General features: G+C 44.5%; 14 protein-coding genes. 13 read left to right on the top strand and 1 reads right to left on the bottom strand.

All coding sequences use genetic code 11. The features are described 5' to 3' along the window. The first annotated feature begins 10 nt into the window (after window positions 1-10). The 5 genes from ftsI (at window position 11) to B3R63_RS13050 (ending at window position 6,752) form a co-directional block, all read left to right on the top strand. Window positions 11-1,834 carry a penicillin-binding protein PBP3 gene (gene ftsI / locus B3R63_RS13030; RefSeq protein ID WP_005407254.1) on the top strand — a complete coding sequence of 608 codons (1,824 nt, stop codon included), beginning with the start codon at window positions 11-13 and terminating at the stop codon, window positions 1,832-1,834. A 12-nt stretch (window positions 1,835-1,846) separates the two neighbouring features. Then, the gene (locus B3R63_RS13035; protein ID WP_286731746.1) at window positions 1,847-3,346 is read left to right on the top strand and encodes a UDP-N-acetylmuramoyl-L-alanyl-D-glutamate--2,6-diaminopimelate ligase; all 1,500 of its coding nucleotides are present in this window, start codon (window positions 1,847-1,849) and stop codon (window positions 3,344-3,346) included. An 8-nt stretch (window positions 3,347-3,354) separates the two neighbouring features. After that, a complete protein-coding gene (locus B3R63_RS13040; RefSeq protein ID WP_286731749.1) occupies window positions 3,355-4,761 on the top strand; it encodes a UDP-N-acetylmuramoyl-tripeptide--D-alanyl-D-alanine ligase in 1,407 nt (468 codons plus the stop codon). Continuing rightward, window positions 4,761-5,879 carry a phospho-N-acetylmuramoyl-pentapeptide-transferase gene (gene mraY, locus B3R63_RS13045; protein ID WP_005018035.1) on the top strand — a complete coding sequence of 373 codons (1,119 nt, stop codon included), beginning with the start codon at window positions 4,761-4,763 and terminating at the stop codon, window positions 5,877-5,879. Before B3R63_RS13040 ends, mraY begins: the two co-directional genes overlap by 1 nt. 66 nt (window positions 5,880-5,945) lie before the next feature. Continuing rightward, window positions 5,946-6,752, top strand: a complete 807-nt coding sequence (locus tag B3R63_RS13050; RefSeq protein ID WP_286731751.1) for a putative RNA methyltransferase — start codon at window positions 5,946-5,948, stop codon at window positions 6,750-6,752. A gap of 46 nt (window positions 6,753-6,798) precedes the next feature. Here the strand turns inward: B3R63_RS13050 and ponA are convergent, their stop codons facing one another. Continuing rightward, window positions 6,799-9,345, bottom strand: coding sequence for a penicillin-binding protein PBP1a (ponA, locus tag B3R63_RS13055; protein WP_286731753.1), 2,547 nt, complete (start codon window positions 9,343-9,345; stop codon window positions 6,799-6,801). Window positions 9,346-9,506: 161 nt separating this feature from the next. Between ponA and B3R63_RS13060 the strand changes: the two genes are divergently transcribed. The 8 genes from B3R63_RS13060 to B3R63_RS13095 are packed head-to-tail and all read left to right on the top strand — an operon-like array spanning window position 9,507 to window position 17,216. Beyond that, entirely contained in the window at window positions 9,507-10,565 is a 1,059-nt protein-coding gene (locus B3R63_RS13060) for a pilus assembly protein PilM (RefSeq protein WP_286731756.1), read from the top strand. Then, a complete protein-coding gene (locus tag B3R63_RS13065; protein WP_005018044.1) occupies window positions 10,565-11,224 on the top strand; it encodes a PilN domain-containing protein in 660 nt (219 codons plus the stop codon). The genes B3R63_RS13060 and B3R63_RS13065 overlap by 1 nt, the downstream gene beginning before the upstream one ends. Further along, complete coding sequence (locus B3R63_RS13070; RefSeq protein WP_111282513.1) at window positions 11,221-11,931, top strand: type 4a pilus biogenesis protein PilO; 711 nt, start codon at window positions 11,221-11,223, stop codon at window positions 11,929-11,931. Before B3R63_RS13065 ends, B3R63_RS13070 begins: the two co-directional genes overlap by 4 nt. Continuing rightward, a complete protein-coding gene (locus B3R63_RS13075; protein WP_005018049.1) occupies window positions 11,928-12,455 on the top strand; it encodes a pilus assembly protein PilP in 528 nt (175 codons plus the stop codon). Before B3R63_RS13070 ends, B3R63_RS13075 begins: the two co-directional genes overlap by 4 nt. A 17-nt stretch (window positions 12,456-12,472) precedes the next feature. After that, complete coding sequence (locus tag B3R63_RS13080; protein ID WP_286731761.1) at window positions 12,473-14,653, top strand: type IV pilus secretin PilQ; 2,181 nt, start codon at window positions 12,473-12,475, stop codon at window positions 14,651-14,653. Between the two features lie 36 nt (window positions 14,654-14,689). Then, on the top strand, window positions 14,690-15,241 hold the full coding sequence (aroK, locus tag B3R63_RS13085) for a shikimate kinase AroK (protein ID WP_286731763.1): 552 nt from the start codon (window positions 14,690-14,692) through the stop codon (window positions 15,239-15,241). Between the two features lie 18 nt (window positions 15,242-15,259). Next, complete coding sequence (gene aroB / locus B3R63_RS13090; protein ID WP_286731765.1) at window positions 15,260-16,345, top strand: 3-dehydroquinate synthase; 1,086 nt, start codon at window positions 15,260-15,262, stop codon at window positions 16,343-16,345. A gap of 7 nt (window positions 16,346-16,352) precedes the next feature. Further along, window positions 16,353-17,216 (top strand): hypothetical protein, encoded by an 864-nt coding sequence (locus B3R63_RS13095; RefSeq protein ID WP_286731767.1) that lies wholly within the window; start codon window positions 16,353-16,355, stop codon window positions 17,214-17,216. Window positions 17,217-17,558 lie beyond the last annotated feature (342 nt).

Genomic DNA, 17,558 nt, shown 5'->3' on the forward strand with positions numbered 1-17,558 from the left:
GGCATGCTGTATGGTAGACAAGCGAATTAAGCAAACACGAAGAAAACAGCAGTCAATTTCGGAAAAACCTACTCTTGCCTTTGATATGTGGCGCTTCTATTTAATGTGGGGCGTGGTATTACTGTGTTTTGTCATATTGATTGCGCGTGCATTTTACGTACAGATTATTAATAAGGACTTTCTGCAGAACAAGGCCAATGCCAATATTTTAAGAACCGAGTCTTTAAAAGCCATGCGTGGGGTCATTAGCGACCGTCATGGTGTACCTCTGGCGATCAGCACGCCAATTATGAAAATTGTAATTGATCCGCGTGATTATTTTGATAATAAAAAGCTCTACGACGAGATTACAGCCGAGTTAAAAAAAGATCCGAATAACCGCAAACTCAAGCGTCAGTTACCTGATAAAAATCTTAATCTGGATGAGTTGGCCGATGCAGTCGGTATCGATCGGGCCGAATTAAAAAGAAAATTAAACGAGCGGCCAAGATCACGTTATCTGGTTCTGAAAAAAGAAGTACCACCACAGCAGGCAGACCTGATCGTCAAGCGAGATTTTCAGGGGGTATATGCCGAGAAAAATTATAAACGCTATTATCCGCAGCCACAGCCAAATGCTCAGATTATTGGTTTGACCAATAGTGAAGGGACTGGTATTGAAGGCCTGGAAATGCAGCTTAACAAACGGCTGGCTGGTGTTGATGGTGAGCAGAAAGTTATCCGTGATAAACGCGGTAACCGGTTGAAGGTAACCGAGGTTATTAAAGAAGTTGAACCGGGTGAAAATATTACACTCAGTATTGACTCACGTTTGCAATATATTCTTTATCGTGAACTTACAGCTGCAGGTATCGCCAACAATGCCCGCTCGGCCAGTGCTATTGCAGTAGATGTTAAAACCGGTGAGATTCTGGCCATGACCAGTTGGCCCTCTTATAACCCGAATGATAAAAATGGACTGGCCAATAAAGATGCCATGCGAAACCGCGGTGCAATCGATATGTTTGAACCGGGTTCTACCATGAAGCCATTAAGTGTGGCTGCGGCGCTAGAAAGTGGTAAATATACACCAAATACCATTATTAATTTAGGCTCAGGCTCAATGCGGGTCGGTAACCATACTATTCGTGATACGCATAGTTATGGCCAGCTTAGTGTAACTGGTGTAATTATCAAGTCATCAAACGTTGGTGTGGCGAAGATGGCTTTATCTTTACCCTATTCAACTCTTCCGACATTTTTTAAGCGAATTGGTTTCGGGCAACGTTCAGCTGTGAAGTTCCCGGGTGAGAGTACAGGCCTGATTTTACCACCAAGTAAATGGAATGTTTCAGAAGTAGCCACTATGTCTTATGGTTACGGTATTAATGCCACTGTACTGCAAATGGTACAGGCCTATGCCATGCTGGCAAATCATGGTGTAAAAATGCCTCTTAGCCTTTATAAGCTGGATGAACCGCCTAAAGGTGAGCAGCTTCTTGAACCTAAAATCGCTGATCAGGTACTCCTGATGATGGAACAGGTAACATTACCTGGAGGAACTGCACGTCAGGCTAATATTCCCGGTTACCGTGTTGCAGGTAAAACAGGTACGGCCCATAAACTGCGAGCTGACCGTAAGGGTTATTCGAGTAATGAGTACCGCGCTCTGTTTTCTGGTGTAGCACCAGTAAGTGATCCACGACTGGCTATTTTTGTGGTCGTAGAAAATCCGAAAGGAAAATATTATGGCGGTCTGGTGGCTGCGCCAGTATTTGCCAGGGTAATGCAGGAATCACTCCGTTTGATGAATGTGCCATTAGATAAGCCGCTCGATGTTCCACAGGAACCGTAAATCAGGTGATGCATGACAATTACATTTAGTGAAATATATCCAGGTAATGCCAACGTAGAGTGGGCGAATCAGCCATTTAGCGGGTTTTGTCTGGATAGCCGTAAAGTACAGGCAGGACAGATCTTTATTGCTCTAGATAGCTTAAGTCAGTCTGATAAAACTCGTATTTTTGCGGAAAATGCATTAAGCCAAGGTGCTCTTGGTATTATTTCCGAATCTGATCTCGGGGTGACCACAGCATGGGTTTGTCCCCAGGTCAGACAATGGATGGGTGGGTGGCAAAAACAGTATTTACAGGCTACCCGGCCGGTAAATTCTGCCCGAATTCTAGCTGTCACAGGGACTAATGGTAAAACCACTATTTCCCGGCTGATAGCAGAACTGATCAGCTTCCAGAAGCAGCCCTGCGCTGTAATGGGAACGACGGGTAACGGTATTTTACCGCATCTGGTCGCTTCAACACATACCACACTAGATGCGTTACAGCTACAAAATGCCCTGCATGATTTTTCCTCTCAGGGTGCGAATTTTGTTGCTCTCGAAGCTAGCTCACATGGCCTGGAGCAGGGCCGTCTGAATGGCTGCGAGATTGAAATTGCTATTTATAGTAACCTGAGTCGAGACCATCTGGATTATCATGGAACCTTGGCAGCTTATGCAGATGCCAAGGCTTTGCTGTTCAAATTTGCTACGCTGCGTAGTGCCGTAATCAATCTGGATGATGATTATGCACCAGTGATGCTGGAAACAGCACAAGCCAATCCGGCCCCACCAAAGATTTTGACCTACTCATTACAACATCCAGAAGCAGATTATCGCGTATCTGATATTCACTACAGTCTGGAAGGAGCGAAGTTTAAGCTGATCGCCCCAACAGGTGAATATGTGGTACAGAGCCCGCTTTTAGGTCAATTTAATATTGAAAACCTGGTGGCTAGTCTGATTGCAGTAGAGCAGGCCGGTTTTAAACTGAGTGATATTTTAGCAACTGTACCTCAGCTCAAGGGAGCTCCAGGCCGCATGCAGGTGATCCGTGATGCAGAGCGTTTATTTGTAGTGGATTATGCTCATACACCTGATGCTTTAACACAGGTTCTGGTTACCTTGAAACGTCATGTCCAGCATCAGCTTTGGGCCATATTCGGTTGTGGTGGTGATCGCGACCGTGGCAAACGTCCGTTGATGACTCAGGCAGCTCTTAATGATGCTGACCCGGTGATTCTCACCTCAGATAACCCGCGAACAGAAAGTCCTGAACAGATTTTTGCTGATATGAAGAATGGGGTTGATTTTGGTAACCATCATGTGCAGGAAATTCGCGACCGGCGTGAAGCAATCAAATATGCAGTGCAACAGGCACAAGCTGGCGATATTGTAGTCATTGCCGGAAAGGGTCATGAAAACTATCAGGAAATTGATGGCGTTCGTCACTGGTTTGATGACGTGGTCGAAGTGCAGTCCGCACTTGAAGCCCAACACTGCAATTTATCTCAAGCCTATTCTGCTGACTAGGAAAACTTATGCATACCTCTACAACAAGTACCGGGTCTTTGGAGCCTTGGACAGCCCAACAATTAATGGAAGCAACACAAGGCTACTGGTATCAGGAACGTTGCCCTGAGCAGCCAATCAAGCGGATTCTGACGGATTCACGGCAGGCAGAAGCTGGAGATGCTTTTCTTGCCTTAAAAGGTGAGCGTTTCGATGCACATAATTTTGTGGCTCAAGTTTTAGATAAGGGCTGCCAGGTTGCAATTGTTGAGCGTCCTCTTGACCTTGACATGATGCAGCTGGTTGTTACAGATACACGGCAGGCACTAGGAAGGCTTGGAGCCTATCGTCGTCAGCAGAATCCACAGCTTAAAGTAATTGCGCTGACGGGGAGTAGTGGTAAAACGACTACTAAAGAAATGCTGGGCAGTATTCTGTCCCGTCTTGCACCTACCTTGGTCACACGAGGCAATCTGAACAACGATTTGGGCGTACCTATGATGTTGCTCGAGCTTACAGCTGAACATCAATATGCAGTGATGGAGCTGGGCGCCAGTCATCAGGGTGAAATTGATTATACTTCACAGCTGGTTCAGCCACAGGTGGCAGGTATCATTAATATTGGTACTGCACATTTAGGTGAATTTGGAGGCCGTGAAGGCATTTGTCGGGCTAAATCAGAAATCTATGCTCATATAGCAAAAGATGGAATCTCAGTTATTCCGTCGGCTGATGATTTTACTGACGCTATCCGTCATGCTGTTCAGACAACGCAAGTCCTGAGTTTTGGTGAAGGCGGCGATATATATGCAACAGAAATGACGCTATTGGCTCAGTCTGTCCAATTCATGCTACATACACCACAGGGCATACGTGAAGTTAATCTGCCTTTTGCGGGTTTACATAATGTACAGAATGCAACTGCAGCTACAGCTTTCGCGCTTGCGATTGGTATTTCTCTGGACGATATAGTTGTCGGTCTCGAGCTGGCACAAGGGGCTAAAGGGCGATTAAATTTTATTAGCCATAAACAGCATTTGTTTATTGATGATACCTATAATGCCAATCCTACATCGATGCGGGCGGCCGGAGAAGTTCTGGCACAGCAATCCGGTATCAAAGTAATGGTCACTGGCGATATTGGCGAGCTGGGTGACGCTGCAGCTGTTGAGCATTACCGTCTGGGGCGTGATCTGGTGAGCCAGGATATCAATTTTGTAATAGCAGTTGGCGAGTTTGCACCCGCTGCACTTGAAGGTGCCCGTAGCACCCAATACGGGAAAAAAATGCAGGCCTTTCTGACTCAGGCCCAAGCGCTTCCTTTTCTAATGAGTCTGGTCGAAACACATCAACCACAGTCTATGAGTTTCCTGTTTAAAGGTTCTCGTTATACCCATATGGAGACGTTGATGGCTGATTTGATGGAGAAAATTTAATGCTGTTATGGTTGTTTGAACAGCTTGCGGGCTATCATAGTTCGTTTCAGGTGGTTCGTTATTTAACATTTCGCTCTCTATTGAGTGTCCTGACGGCCCTCAGTATTGGTCTCATTCTGGGACCAGTCATGATTCGCAAGTTACAGGCACTTAAATATGGTCAAGCAGTCAGCTCTTTTGCTCCTGAAAATCATGCGAAAAAAATGGGTACACCTACTATGGGTGGGGTGTTAATTCTATTATCGATTGGTATTTCAACACTACTCTGGGCAGATTTATCTAATCCTTATGTCTGGATTGTACTGGGCGTGATGGTAATTTTTGGTGCAGTAGGCTGGGCAGATGACTGGATCAAAATCCGTTATAAAGATAATGCCGGACTACCTGCGCGCAAGAAATTCTTCTGGACATCTATTGCCTCTTTAGGTGCCGGTATTGCACTGTATTATATTGCAACCCAGCAACCTAGTGCCGTACAGACAGCTAACATGCTGGATCTGCTTATTCCATTTTTTAAAAATCTGACGATTCCATTATCCGTTATCCCATTCGGTATCGCCTTTATTGTCTTTACCTATCTGGTTATTAATGGTGCTTCAAATGCGGTTAATCTGACTGATGGTCTGGATGGTTTGGCAATTATGCCTATTGTACTGGTTGCTGCAGGACTAGGTGTATTTGCCTATCTGGCAGGTGATGTACGCTTTGCTGATTATCTGCATATTCCTTATGTAAAATATTCTTCTGAACTGGTAGTTATCTGTTCGGCCATGATTGGTGCCGGTCTGGCTTTCCTCTGGTACAACGCTCATCCTGCTCAGGTGTTTATGGGAGATGTGGGTGCTCTGGCACTGGGAGCAATGCTCGGTACAATTGCGGTCATGGTTCGTCAGGAGATTGTTTTTGCAATTATGGGCGGTGTATTTGTCATGGAAGCAATTTCCGTCTTCCTGCAAATTGGCTCGCTACGTATGCGTAACAAACGAGTTTTTCTGATGGCACCATTGCATCATCATTATGAAAAGCAGGGCTGGAAAGAAACCCAAGTAGTAATCCGCTTCTGGATTATTACAATTATGCTAGTGGTTTTGGGACTAATGACCTTAAAATTACGTTAAGCAAATCTTTTTATAAAAGTCGGCATTTGCTAATAACTGCCGGCTTTTTTTATTCTGGAGAAAATAATGAACCTGCTCATGTGTCCTGTATGTCGGGAACAACTCAAATTGATAGACAGGACATGGCGCTGCGTAAATCACCACAGTTATGATGTAGCCAAACACGGGTATGTCAATCTGCATGTGGTACAACATAAACACAGTAAAAATCCGGGCGATACGCCTGAGTCGGTTCAGGCAAGACGAGCATTCTTGGCTGATGGTTTTTATGCACCGTTACAGCAGGCAGTGGTCAAGATAATCTCCAGTCTTCGTATTGAAAACCTGCTGGACATTGGTTGTGGTGAAGGATATTACACGCAGGCCATGCAGTCTGAAGTCCTGCAATGTGTAGGAGTTGATATCGCTAAAAATGCGGTACAGGTTGCTGCAAAGACCAATCAGCAGGTAACTTGGGTGGTTGGTACAGGTGCAGTTTTACCTGTAATTGACCATTCAATAGATCTATGTACCAGTTTGTTTAGTCCCATTCCCCAGCAGGAAATCTTGAGGGTTTTAAAGCCAGGGGCTTATCTTATGGTAGTTACGCCAGGGCCTGAGCATCTCTACAGTATGCGTGAAGTATTATTTGAAGAAGTAAATGCTCATGAACCTGCCAAGTTTGTTGAGCAGCTGGCAGAATATTTTGAGCTGGTTGAACAGCCACTGATTGAAACCCGGCTACTGCTCAACCAGGCGCAACTCAAAAATCTGGTTGCCATGACCCCTTATGCTTATAAGGCAAAACCAGAGCGCCGCCAAAGATTAGAAGCACTGGAAAATTTTGAGACTCAAGGCAGTTTTCAGATTTATCTGTTCAAGAAAAAAGACTGACTTTAAGAATAAAGAAGCCACCTTTATGGTGGCTTCTTTATTTAAATCATTGGACCTCTTGAATCAGATTCTCCAGTGCATCACGTTGCTGAGGTTCAGTACGTGGTTGCTGTGTTCGGGCAGGTTGATCCGGTGTATTAACTTGAGGTGGAGCTGAGCGTGAAGGAATCAGGATTTCTTCACCGGGCAAATCGGCAAAGTCATTAGTGACAGCAGCCGGAGGAGGAGCCGGACGATATAAAGGACGTGCCAGAGGAGGGGAAGCACGATCAACCTTAGGTTCTACTTGGCCCGCTGTTTCTTGTAGTCGGGGAGCTTTGGCATTTTTGTCTAGCTGTACCCAGGATGCTGGAGTACCCTTGAGCGCATTACCCATGAAGTTAATCCAAATCGGTAAAGCTGCTACCCCGCCATATTCACGACGGCCCAGAGTTGTTGGCTGGTCAAAGCCAACCCAGGCCACAGTCACTAGTTTGCCGTTAAAGCCCGCAAACCACGCATCTTTAGCATCATTTGTAGTACCGGTTTTGCCTCCAATATCACCACGGCCAATTTTTAAAGCAGCGCGTCCTGTACCATGCTGGATCACATCCCGAAGAATATTGGCCATATCATAAGCTGAGCTCGATTTTAAAATGCGCTGCGCCTGACGATAATCTGATTCCGGTTCTTTCTGCTCGCTAATATTATTCTTTGATTGCTCTAAAGACTGATTAGTCACTTCAATGACTTCATCATCAGGCGTCTGTGGAGTGTCTTCTTCAGTATCATCTTTGGCATTAATGCAAGGAATACAAGCATATTCCGGGTCAGCCTCAAAAATCACTTTGCCATAGGCATCTTCAATTCGACTAATAAAATGAGGCTGTATTCGGTAGCCTCCATTGGCAAAGGTGGCATAACCGGTTGCCATCTGTACAGGTAGAACCTGTGGTGTTCCTAAAGCAATCGTATAGTTACGTGGAATCTGGTCATCACGTAAACCAAAGTCCATAAGTAACTGTCGCGCACGCTCAATTCCTACATTTTGTAGTAAACGTACAGAGACCGTATTACGTGATAAATAGAGTGCACGGCGTAAAGGAATCATTCCCAGATATCGACCATCCGAGTTTCTGGGTGTCCATTTGCCGATCGTAATCGGACTGTCATTTACCATCGTATAGGGGGTCATTCCACGCTCTAAAGCCAGAGCATAAATAAAAGGTTTAATCGTGGAGCCAGGTTGACGCCAGCCTTGTAAGGCCCGGTTAAACTTGGACTGATAAAAACTGTAGCCCCCTACAACTGCTTCAATCGCTCCATTATTTGGATTAATTGCGATCAGCTGGCCCTGTACTTTTGGTAACTGGACCAGTGCCCATGAAGTTTTACTTTCATTCGGGCGCAACCGGATAATATCTTTAACTTTCACAATCTGAGAGGCACGACTTGGCGCTCCCCCTACACTGTTAGCATTGCGGTAAGGCCTTGCCCAAGACATGCCAGACCATGGTACTGTCACTGTAGAACCATCCTGCATCAGTGCTTCAAATGAGTTGGAATTGACCTTGACTACCTGTGCAGGGTAAGTATTTGCAAATGCCCGAAATTTGTTTAAAGGCTCATCATGTGCCTCGGCCCCGCGCCAGCCATGGCGACGGTCATAATCTTCCAGACCATTCTGCACTGCCTGTTCGGCATAGGCCTGACGTTTACTGTCAATGGTGGTGTACACCTTATAGCCTGAATCAATGGCCAGATCACCAAAGCGTTCTACCAGTTCAGAGCGAACCATCTCACCTACATAGGGAAAGCGGTTACTGATTCCACGATCAGGCATGTCCAAGTTGATCGGCTCAGCCACGGCAGCCTGATATTGTGACTGGCTGATATATCCAAGCTGTAACATACGGCCCAGAATCCAGTTGCGACGTTCCAATGCCCGTTCAGGGTTAGCAACCGGATTATATTTTGATGGAGCTTTAGGCAGGCCGGCCAGCATTGCCATTTGTGCCAGACTTAGCTCATCCAGACTTTTGTTATAATAAATTTTGGCAGCTGCGGCGATACCATAGGCATTTTTACCCAAGAAAATCTTATTGACATATAAGGTCAGAATTTCTTCTTTACTCAGGTTTTGCTCGATTTTTCGTGCCAGAAAAATCTCTGTCAATTTACGTTTTAAAGTACGCTCCGGGCTTAAATAATAGTTCTTGGCCACCTGCATAGTAATAGTTGAACCGCCAGTCTGCACGTCAGATCCGGTAACACTCTCTGTAACAGCACGCCCCAAGCCTTTAAAGCTGATGCCACTATGCTCAAAAAATGAGGAGTCTTCTGCGGCAAGAAAAGCATGAATAAAGGCTGGCGGAATCTGTTTATATTCAACCGGTACAGACAATTTTCCACCGTACTCAGCCACCAGCTCGTTATCGGCAGTATAGACCTGTAACGGCTTAAGTAAAGGTGCTTTTTTGAGCGAACTCATTTCAGGCAGTGAAGGGGCAATATAAAGATAAATACCATAAAACCCTATTGGTATTGAGACTAGAATGATAATTAAAATAGAAAAAAAGGGGTGAACACGGCCTGAACTGGATAGCTTTTTCATAACAAGTAAGTTTTAATAAGAGCTAATGGCAAACTAATTGATGGTCAGTATAGCCGTTAGATAAACGGATTGTTAGATTAGATATTGTATCCGTGCAAAATTATACGCTGACTATTAGTTCGTTATTTTTTTTGGGGATAAAAAAATAATAGGAAAGCATTGTGCTCAGGTTATATCGTAAACCAAATAAAGGATTAGTCGGAATAGATGTAAGTTCTACTTCGGTTAAATTGTTAGAGCTCTCTGTAAAAGGTGGCAGATACTGGGTTGAAAGTTACGGGCTTTATCCGCTTTCCGATGGAAGTGTCGTTGAAAAAAATATTCTGAATCCTGAAGCGGTTGCCGATGCTTTAGAGCGCGTAATTGACATTGCTAACCCTCAGGCGGCTAGTGCGGCTTTTGCAGTACCTACTTCGGCGGTGATTAATAAAGTCATCGAGATGGATGCAGACATGAACGATGATGAACGTGAAGTTCAGATCCGTATGGATGCAGAGCAATATATTCCTTTTCCTTTAGACGAAGTCAGTCTTGATTTTGAAGTGTTGCCAGATATACTGGCAAATCCTGATCGAGTAAATGTACTGCTGGTGGCCACCCGTACTGAAAATGTAGATGCACGTGTCGAAGTGCTGGAAATGGCCGGTCTAACCGCGAAAATTGCTGATGTAGAAAGTTATGCGCTAGAACGTGCGTTTAAAGTGTTCGCTGATACATTGCCTATAGGGGTGAATACTGTAGGTATTCTAGATATCGGCCACACCATGACAACTTTGTCTGTCATGCAGCATGGCAAGATTATCTATACTCGCGAGCAGGTTTTTGGTGGAAAGCAGCTGACTCAGGACATCCAGAATCGTTATGGCCTTTCCTATGAAGAAGCTGGCCGGGCCAAAAAAGAGCGTAATTTGCCAGATGATTATGATATTGAAATACTCGAGCCTTTCTTAGAGGCCTTAGTGCAACAGGCTGCTCGTTCTTTGCAGTTTTTTTTCTCGTCTTCACAGTTTAATGAGATTGATCATATTTTATTGGCAGGTGGAAATGCCAACATACCGGGACTGGCCAAACTACTCCAACAAAAGCTGGGCTACCGGGTAACAATTGCCAATCCATTTTTACAGATGGGTTTTGCGCCGCAGGTTGATGTACAAAAAGTTGAAAAAGATGCATCTTCACTCATGGTGGCTTGTGGTTTGGCGCTGAGGAGTTTTGATTAATGACAACAATTAACCTGCTCCCTTGGCGTGATGAGCTAAGGGAACAACGGAAAAAGCAATTTATTATTATTTGTATTGGGGTGGCATTACTAGGTTTAGCCGGAGTGGTACTGACCTGGATGTACTATGACCGCAAGCTGGATGATCAGGAACAAGCTAATCAACTGATTATCAGTACTAACCAGAACCTGGATATACAGCTTAAATCTCTAGATGGCCTGCAAGAACAGCGTGATGCCATTATTGAGCGCATGAACCTGATTCAGGGCTTACAGGGTAAACGTCCGGTTACTGTTCGTTTGGTGGATGAGCTGGCACGTGTAATCCCAGCCAATATGTATCTGACCAAATTTGCACGGACTGGTGATAAATTCACTCTCGAAGGGAAGGCAGAAAGCCCGAACACTGTAGCTGAGCTTTTGCGTGGTCTAGAAGCTTCACCTTGGTATCGTAATGCCTTTATGAACTCATTCCTTGCCGCGGAAGAAAAGAAAGAGCAGACCCCAACTTCGCTGATACCCCGACCAGAAGAAAACTATGGCAGTTTTGTTGTAACTGTAGACGCAGGTGAGATTGCTGCTGATAGTCCGCCATCGGCTGATCCCAATGCACCAACCAATACAGCAGCAACGGGTCCTGCAGCGGGAGCAGCACAATGAGTCGTGAAGAATTTGATGATTTAAACCAGGAAGATGCTAAACCTGCTAAAAGAAAAATGACGCTAGAAGCCTTCCTGCAACAGTTTAATACTCTGGATACACATAATTACGGCAGCTGGCCTTTTTCAGTCAAACTGACCTGCTGGGTATTTCTGTTTCTGCTGGTTTGTGCAATTGGCTATTTTTTAGCAATTCGCCCCAAACTTGAAGCTATTTCTAATGCGCAGGCACAAGAACAGAATCTGTTAAACGAGTTTCGTGAAAAGGACTCTAAACTGCGTAACTTGCAGCAATACCAGGCACAACTACAGGAAATGGAAGCGAATTTCAATGAGCAACTGGAACAGTTGCCTAAAGAAACCGAGATTCCTGGACTGGTTGAAGATATTAACGTTGCAGGAGTAAGTTCTGGCCTGAAATTTAAAAATATTCGTCTGGAAAGTGAAATCCGGCAGGAATTCTTTATTGAACAGCCAATTGATATTCAGGCAACAGGTGATTATCATGCCTTTGGTTCTTTTGTGAGCACTATTGCGGCGCTTCCACGAATTGTAACCCTGCATGACTTTGAAATTACCAGTACACAGGCGCAGAACTCAGATATTCCAGAAGTAAATTATGCGGTGAAAGCTAAAACATACCGATATGTCGGTAATAATGAGCAGCCAAATACTACGGATACCCCAGCAGGAGGGCAGCCACAATGACTTGGAATAAGATCATTTTAGGCCTGTGCTGCGGCATGATTCTGGTAGGCTGTGATTCACGTATAGATGCAGTAAATGAAGAGATGGCAGTCATTCGTAACCAGCCACCTCTACCGATTGAACCGGCACCTGTGTTCAGTCCTGTACCTACATTTGCTTATGCAGCACATCAGTTCAGAAGTCCATTTTTACCTAGCTCGCTTGCAGCTGAGTTAAAAGTTATGGCCGGGAAGCGGGTTTATCCGAATTTTTCACGCCAACCCCAACCTCTTGAGAGCTATGCCCTTGAATCTTTAAATATGAAAGGCAGTATGCGTAATTCAAGAGGGCAGATTATTGCACTAATCCAGACGCCTGATGGCCAGATTGAACAAGTGCAGCGCGGGAACTATATGGGTATGCATCATGGGCGTATTGTTCAGATTACACCTACCCAGATTGACCTGGTTGAGATCATCCCGGATGGGCGAGAAGGCTATGTGGAACGTCCCCGCAGTCTAGTACTGATTGGGCCACAGCCTTAAGGATGAAAGGAATAAAAATGAAAAAGAGTTTTCAAGAATTTTTGATGGGGGATGGCAACAGCATGATTCATTTATATCGTCAATTTGCGATGGGAGCAGTTGCTGCAGCAATGATGCAGGTGGCAAGTGCAGCGGTCAATATTACCAATATTGTACCTATGCAGATTCCGGGACAAGGGACAGAAATTCGAGTCATGTTTAATGGATTGCCACCCCAGCCCCAGGCTTATCAGCTTGAACAGCCTTCGCGACTGATCTTAGACTTTGATCAGGCCAAGCAAAATCTTAAACAGCCTAGTATTCCGGTTGCTACCAATGAAGCAAGCGCAATTCATGTGGCCTCTGATGAACAACGTTCCCGAATTATTGTAAGTTTAAAAGATGCGGGTGCCTTTACCACCCGTGTAGAAGGCAATACTTTTATTTTAAAGATTAATCCGGTAACAGGCGCGCCTACAGTATTGCCACAGCCAGTTGCTGTAGCACAGCAGCCTGCTCAGGGTATCTCGAACATTGGTTTCCAGCGTGGAAGTCAGGGCGAGGGACAGGTTTTAATTGATTTTCTGAACCCGAATACTCCTGCTGATGTACAGCAGCAGGGAAGTAAAGTCATAGTCAGGATGCTGGGAAATAAAATCCCTTCCCATCTGATCCGCCGCTTGAATATGAATGATTTTGCCACGCCGGTCTCGACTGTGGATGCCTATAATGAAGGCGGTAATGGCATTATTACTATTCAATCAACTGGCAGTTATGAGTATATGGCGTATCAGACTGAGAACCGCTTAACAGTCAGTTTAAAGCGCCCGGAAGAAAAGAGTACGGTCAAAACCCGTTCTGCACCTAATTATAGCGGTAAAAAGGTTTCACTCGACTTTCAGGATATTGAGGTTCGTCGGGTATTACAGTTGTTAGCAGATTTCACTGGTATCAACCTAGTTGCAGCCGACTCTGTTCAGGGAAATATTACGTTGCGCCTGAAAGATGTACCATGGGACCAGGCTTTAGACATTATTTTAAAAACCAAAAACCTGGATAAACGTCGTAATGGTGATGTAATCTGGATTGCTCCGGTTGCAGAGCTGATTAAAGCAGAAGAGGAAGAGGCTAAGGCGATTGCGCAAAGTACCAGACTTATGCCTTTACAAACTGAATATATCCAGCTGAATTATGCAAAAGCTGTCGATATCGAAAAACTGATTACCCAAGGCAGAAATAGTGGTAATGGTAGTGCTAACGGTGCTTCAAACAATACGGAAGCACTGGGTGATAGCGTGGGAAGCCTGCTGAGTCCAAGAGGAACCATTTCAATAGATCCACGTACCAATACCTTAATCATTAATGATACTGCTCAGAAACTTGACCAGATCCGCCGTATGATTGATCTTCTGGATGTAGCTGTAAAACAGGTGATGGTTGAAGCCCGTATTGTCAGGGCTAGTACTGACTTCACCAAAGAAATGGGCGTGAAGTGGGGAATTCTTTCACAGGGTATTACCCGTAATAACAGCCTGCTGGTCGGCGGCAGTGAAACTACCTTATGGAATCTGCGTGATCCTGATGATGATGGTAAATACACCATAGAGCGTCCACAAAACCTGAATGTGGATTTAGGCGTTACAGCATCGGGTGCAAGCCGTATTGCCTTCGGTTTAATTAGTCTTTCTGATTTTATGCTGGATCTCGAATTGTCAGCCTTGCAGGCTGATGGTTATGGTGAAGTCATTTCTACGCCGAAAGTACTAACAGCTGACAAGCAGCAGGCCCGAGTTGCTTCTGGTGCCCAAATTCCCTACCAGTCTTCAGAAGGTGGTGGTGCCAATGCAGTCTCTACCACTGAATTTGTGGATGCCACTTTAAGTCTGAATGTAACACCAAGTATTACCCCTGATGGTAAAATCCAGATGTTGCTGAATATTACCAGCGATACTCCGGGGAACCCGACACCAACCGGACAGATTGCGATTAACAAGAATGAAATTAATACCAATGTGCTGGTTAACAATGGTGAAACTGTAGTCCTTGGCGGTATTTTTGAACAGGAAACCAGGAATACGCAAACGAAAGTACCTGTTCTCGGAGACCTGCCGGGTGTAGGCCGTTTATTCCGCCGTGATGCTAAAAGTGATAACAAGCGTGAGTTACTGATTTTTGTCACACCACGAATTGTTAATGACAGTGCGACTGGAAATCATTAATATATTTTTAATTCAAGTAATTCAATAGGTGACTCCTTGCCAAGCAAAGAGTTTGACACCCTGCCAAATATCTATTTGGTAGGGCCGATGGGAGCTGGAAAAACCACTGTGGGGCGACATCTGGCAGAGTTACTGGGCCGGGAATTTCTGGACAGTGATCATGAACTGGAGCGTAAAACAGGAGCAAATATCCCCTGGATTTTTGAAAAAGAGGGAGAAGCTGGTTTTCGGAGTCGGGAGACCGCCGTTATTGACCAGCTAACACTTCGGCAAAAGCTGGTGCTAGCTACAGGTGGTGGGGCTGTAACGCAGGCGCCTAACCGTGAATTCCTCAAGCAGCGCGGCATCGTAGTATATCTCTATACACCAGTAGAAATTCAGCTTCAACGTACCTATCGTGATAAAAACCGGCCATTATTACAAGTAGAAAACCCGGAACAGAAGCTTCGAGACCTGTTGACTGCCCGTGACCCGCTCTACCGGGAAGTGGCACATTATATTATCGAGACCAATCAAGGGGCAGCACGAGATCTAGCCCAAAAAATCTTGAAGATTATTAGCTCTGAAGAGTTACACTCCGCACCATGATTACGGGTTCCAGACTGTATGCAAACCTTATATGTTGAATTAGGCGATCGCCGTTATCCTATTTTTATTGGTAGTGATCTGAGTCCTCAGACTTTGCTTGAACCTTATATTCTGGGCAAGCAGGTTATGATTGTAACCAATACTACCCTCGAAAAACTTTACTTGAACCATTATGTAAGAGCGGTTAAATCTCTGGATAAAGTAGTCGCTACGTGTGTATTGCCCGACGGTGAACAGTATAAAAATATTCAGCATCTTAATCTGATTTTCGATGCACTTCTGCAAGCTGGCTTTAACCGGGACTGTACCGTTCTGGCGCTTGGAGGTGGTGTAATTGGAGATATGGCCGGATTTGCATCTGCCAGCTTTCAGCGTGGAGTTTATTTTATTCAGGTGCCAACAACCTTGCTTTCGCAAGTGGATTCCAGTGTCGGGGGGAAAACAGGAATTAATCACCCGCTGGGTAAAAATATGATTGGTGCTTTCCAGCAGCCACAGGTAGTTATGGCAGACATGTCACAGTTAAAGACTTTGCCTGACCGTGAATTATCGGCTGGCCTTGCTGAAGTAATCAAATATGCCTTACTGGAAGACCGTGATTTTCTGGAATGGCTAGAGCAGCATATGGATCAGCTGGTTGCTCGTGATTCTGAGCTTCTGGCCGAAGCAGTGTATCGCTCCTGTGCGCATAAAGCCCGTATTGTGGCGCGTGATGAAAAAGAGCACGGCGACCGTGCGTTATTAAATCTTGGCCATACTTTTGGCCATGCGATTGAATCTTATCTGGGCTATGGAGTGTGGTTGCATGGAGAGGCAGTTGCCACCGGTATGGTCATGGCAGCAGATTTGTCTCAACGTATGGGCTGGATTTCAGCAGACGACTTGCAACGTACAAAAAATATTATTCAACGTGCAAATTTACCGATAGTATGTCCGCACATTCCGCTTGAGCAGTTTCTGGAATACATGGCACATGATAAAAAAGTTCTGAATGGACAACTGCGTCTGGTCCTCCTGAAACAGTTGGGACAAGCTATAATTACCAGAGAATTTGACTTAAAGCTGATGAAGCAGGCAATTCTTGCAAATCAACAAGGAGCATAGGCAAAATATGGCAGCAGTTCGTATGCAACGGGACAATATTCAGCGGTATATCTGGCTGATGAGCGGATTGCTGTGCCTGTTACTTGCTTTTATCTTTTGGCTGATGACAGATAAAGAGCAATTGGTCGAAGTGAAAAAAACGCCTGAGAGTGAAGCCCAAACTCAGATCCAGCCTGAGAAGGTTGGTTCAATGACCCATCTTGGTGCATTGCTGGAAGAAGTTCGGCCACTTGAACTGACTACTCGAATAGTGGCCTCAGGCATTCATGAGCCTGAGTTTCGTGGTACTAAATTTATGCTGGAGAATAAGAAACTCTGGACCAATGAACTATTTCGCTCTTCTGAAGAAGATATTATTAAAAGCTTTCTGAAGAAACAGCCTCAACGTAATAATTTTATTTATTTCCGACTCAGTGGCGAAGAACAGACAGAACAGTATGTGCTGGCTTATGGCAAGTATAAGACAGCTCAGGAAGCTGAACAGTCATTGGATCAATTAAATCTTGTACTTCCACCTTCGCTTAAGCCGCATACACAAAAGTTTGAAGATTATGCAGCTTTTGTAAATGATTTAGGTTCAGAGGAGATGAGCGGAAGTGCAAAAGTACGTGAAATTGTCTTGAAACCGGCTGCCTTACCTAAAATTGATGAGAGCTTACTTAGCCGACCAAACCCGGCAGCTAATACAGCGCAAACCAATAATGCGCCTTCCACTGTAAAAACGACAATTACCAGAAGAGATCAAGAGGGTAATGTAGTTGATGTACAGCGTTCACAATCTAATATTCCTGTTTCGCAGCCATCACGTGCTGGTACCTCAGCTGATGCCTCTAAACCTGTTGAAAATGAAATTAGTGATCCTTTTAATTAATATTAAAATTCAGGACCTGTATAAAACTCTTCGCAATGATGCAAAATAGAGCATATTTTTTATATTTAAAATAATTTTGCACCATATTGGGTCGTAAATTGGTCTTAAAAATAAACTTACTATGCTTTTAAGTAGCTTAGATTTATGTTTTTTAAGTAATTAGTAATATTTTTAAAAGTTGGCATCTTTTTTGCTTTATTAAAAGGCTATTTGAATCTGATTTATCCGGTTGACACCAAAACTGCTCAGTTAAACTGCTAGATACTTCTCTTGCATGCTTTAAAAGAGTTCGTAGAAAGAAAAACAGAAGCCATAACCATATACCTTTCTTACAGAGTAAGC

Source organism: Acinetobacter sp. UBA1297 (assembly GCF_002307755.1).
Lineage (GTDB): Bacteria > Pseudomonadota > Gammaproteobacteria > Pseudomonadales > Moraxellaceae > Acinetobacter > Acinetobacter radioresistens.

What these genes read in the sequence shown, in the direction of transcription:
- ftsI (WP_005407254.1), top strand. Translation starts at nt 11, where the DNA reads ATGGTAGACAAGCGAATTAAGCAAACACGAAGAAAACAGCAGTCAATT.
- B3R63_RS13035 (WP_286731746.1), top strand. Translation starts at nt 1,847, where the DNA reads ATGACAATTACATTTAGTGAAATATATCCAGGTAATGCCAACGTAGAG.
- B3R63_RS13040 (WP_286731749.1), top strand. Translation starts at nt 3,355, where the DNA reads ATGCATACCTCTACAACAAGTACCGGGTCTTTGGAGCCTTGGACAGCC.
- mraY (WP_005018035.1), top strand. Translation starts at nt 4,761, where the DNA reads ATGCTGTTATGGTTGTTTGAACAGCTTGCGGGCTATCATAGTTCGTTT.
- B3R63_RS13050 (WP_286731751.1), top strand. Translation starts at nt 5,946, where the DNA reads ATGAACCTGCTCATGTGTCCTGTATGTCGGGAACAACTCAAATTGATA.
- ponA (WP_286731753.1), bottom strand. Translation starts at nt 9,345, where the DNA reads ATGAAAAAGCTATCCAGTTCAGGCCGTGTTCACCCCTTTTTTTCTATT.
- B3R63_RS13065 (WP_005018044.1), top strand. Translation starts at nt 10,565, where the DNA reads ATGACAACAATTAACCTGCTCCCTTGGCGTGATGAGCTAAGGGAACAA.
- B3R63_RS13070 (WP_111282513.1), top strand. Translation starts at nt 11,221, where the DNA reads ATGAGTCGTGAAGAATTTGATGATTTAAACCAGGAAGATGCTAAACCT.
- B3R63_RS13075 (WP_005018049.1), top strand. Translation starts at nt 11,928, where the DNA reads ATGACTTGGAATAAGATCATTTTAGGCCTGTGCTGCGGCATGATTCTG.
- B3R63_RS13080 (WP_286731761.1), top strand. Translation starts at nt 12,473, where the DNA reads ATGAAAAAGAGTTTTCAAGAATTTTTGATGGGGGATGGCAACAGCATG.
- aroB (WP_286731765.1), top strand. Translation starts at nt 15,260, where the DNA reads ATGCAAACCTTATATGTTGAATTAGGCGATCGCCGTTATCCTATTTTT.
- B3R63_RS13095 (WP_286731767.1), top strand. Translation starts at nt 16,353, where the DNA reads ATGGCAGCAGTTCGTATGCAACGGGACAATATTCAGCGGTATATCTGG.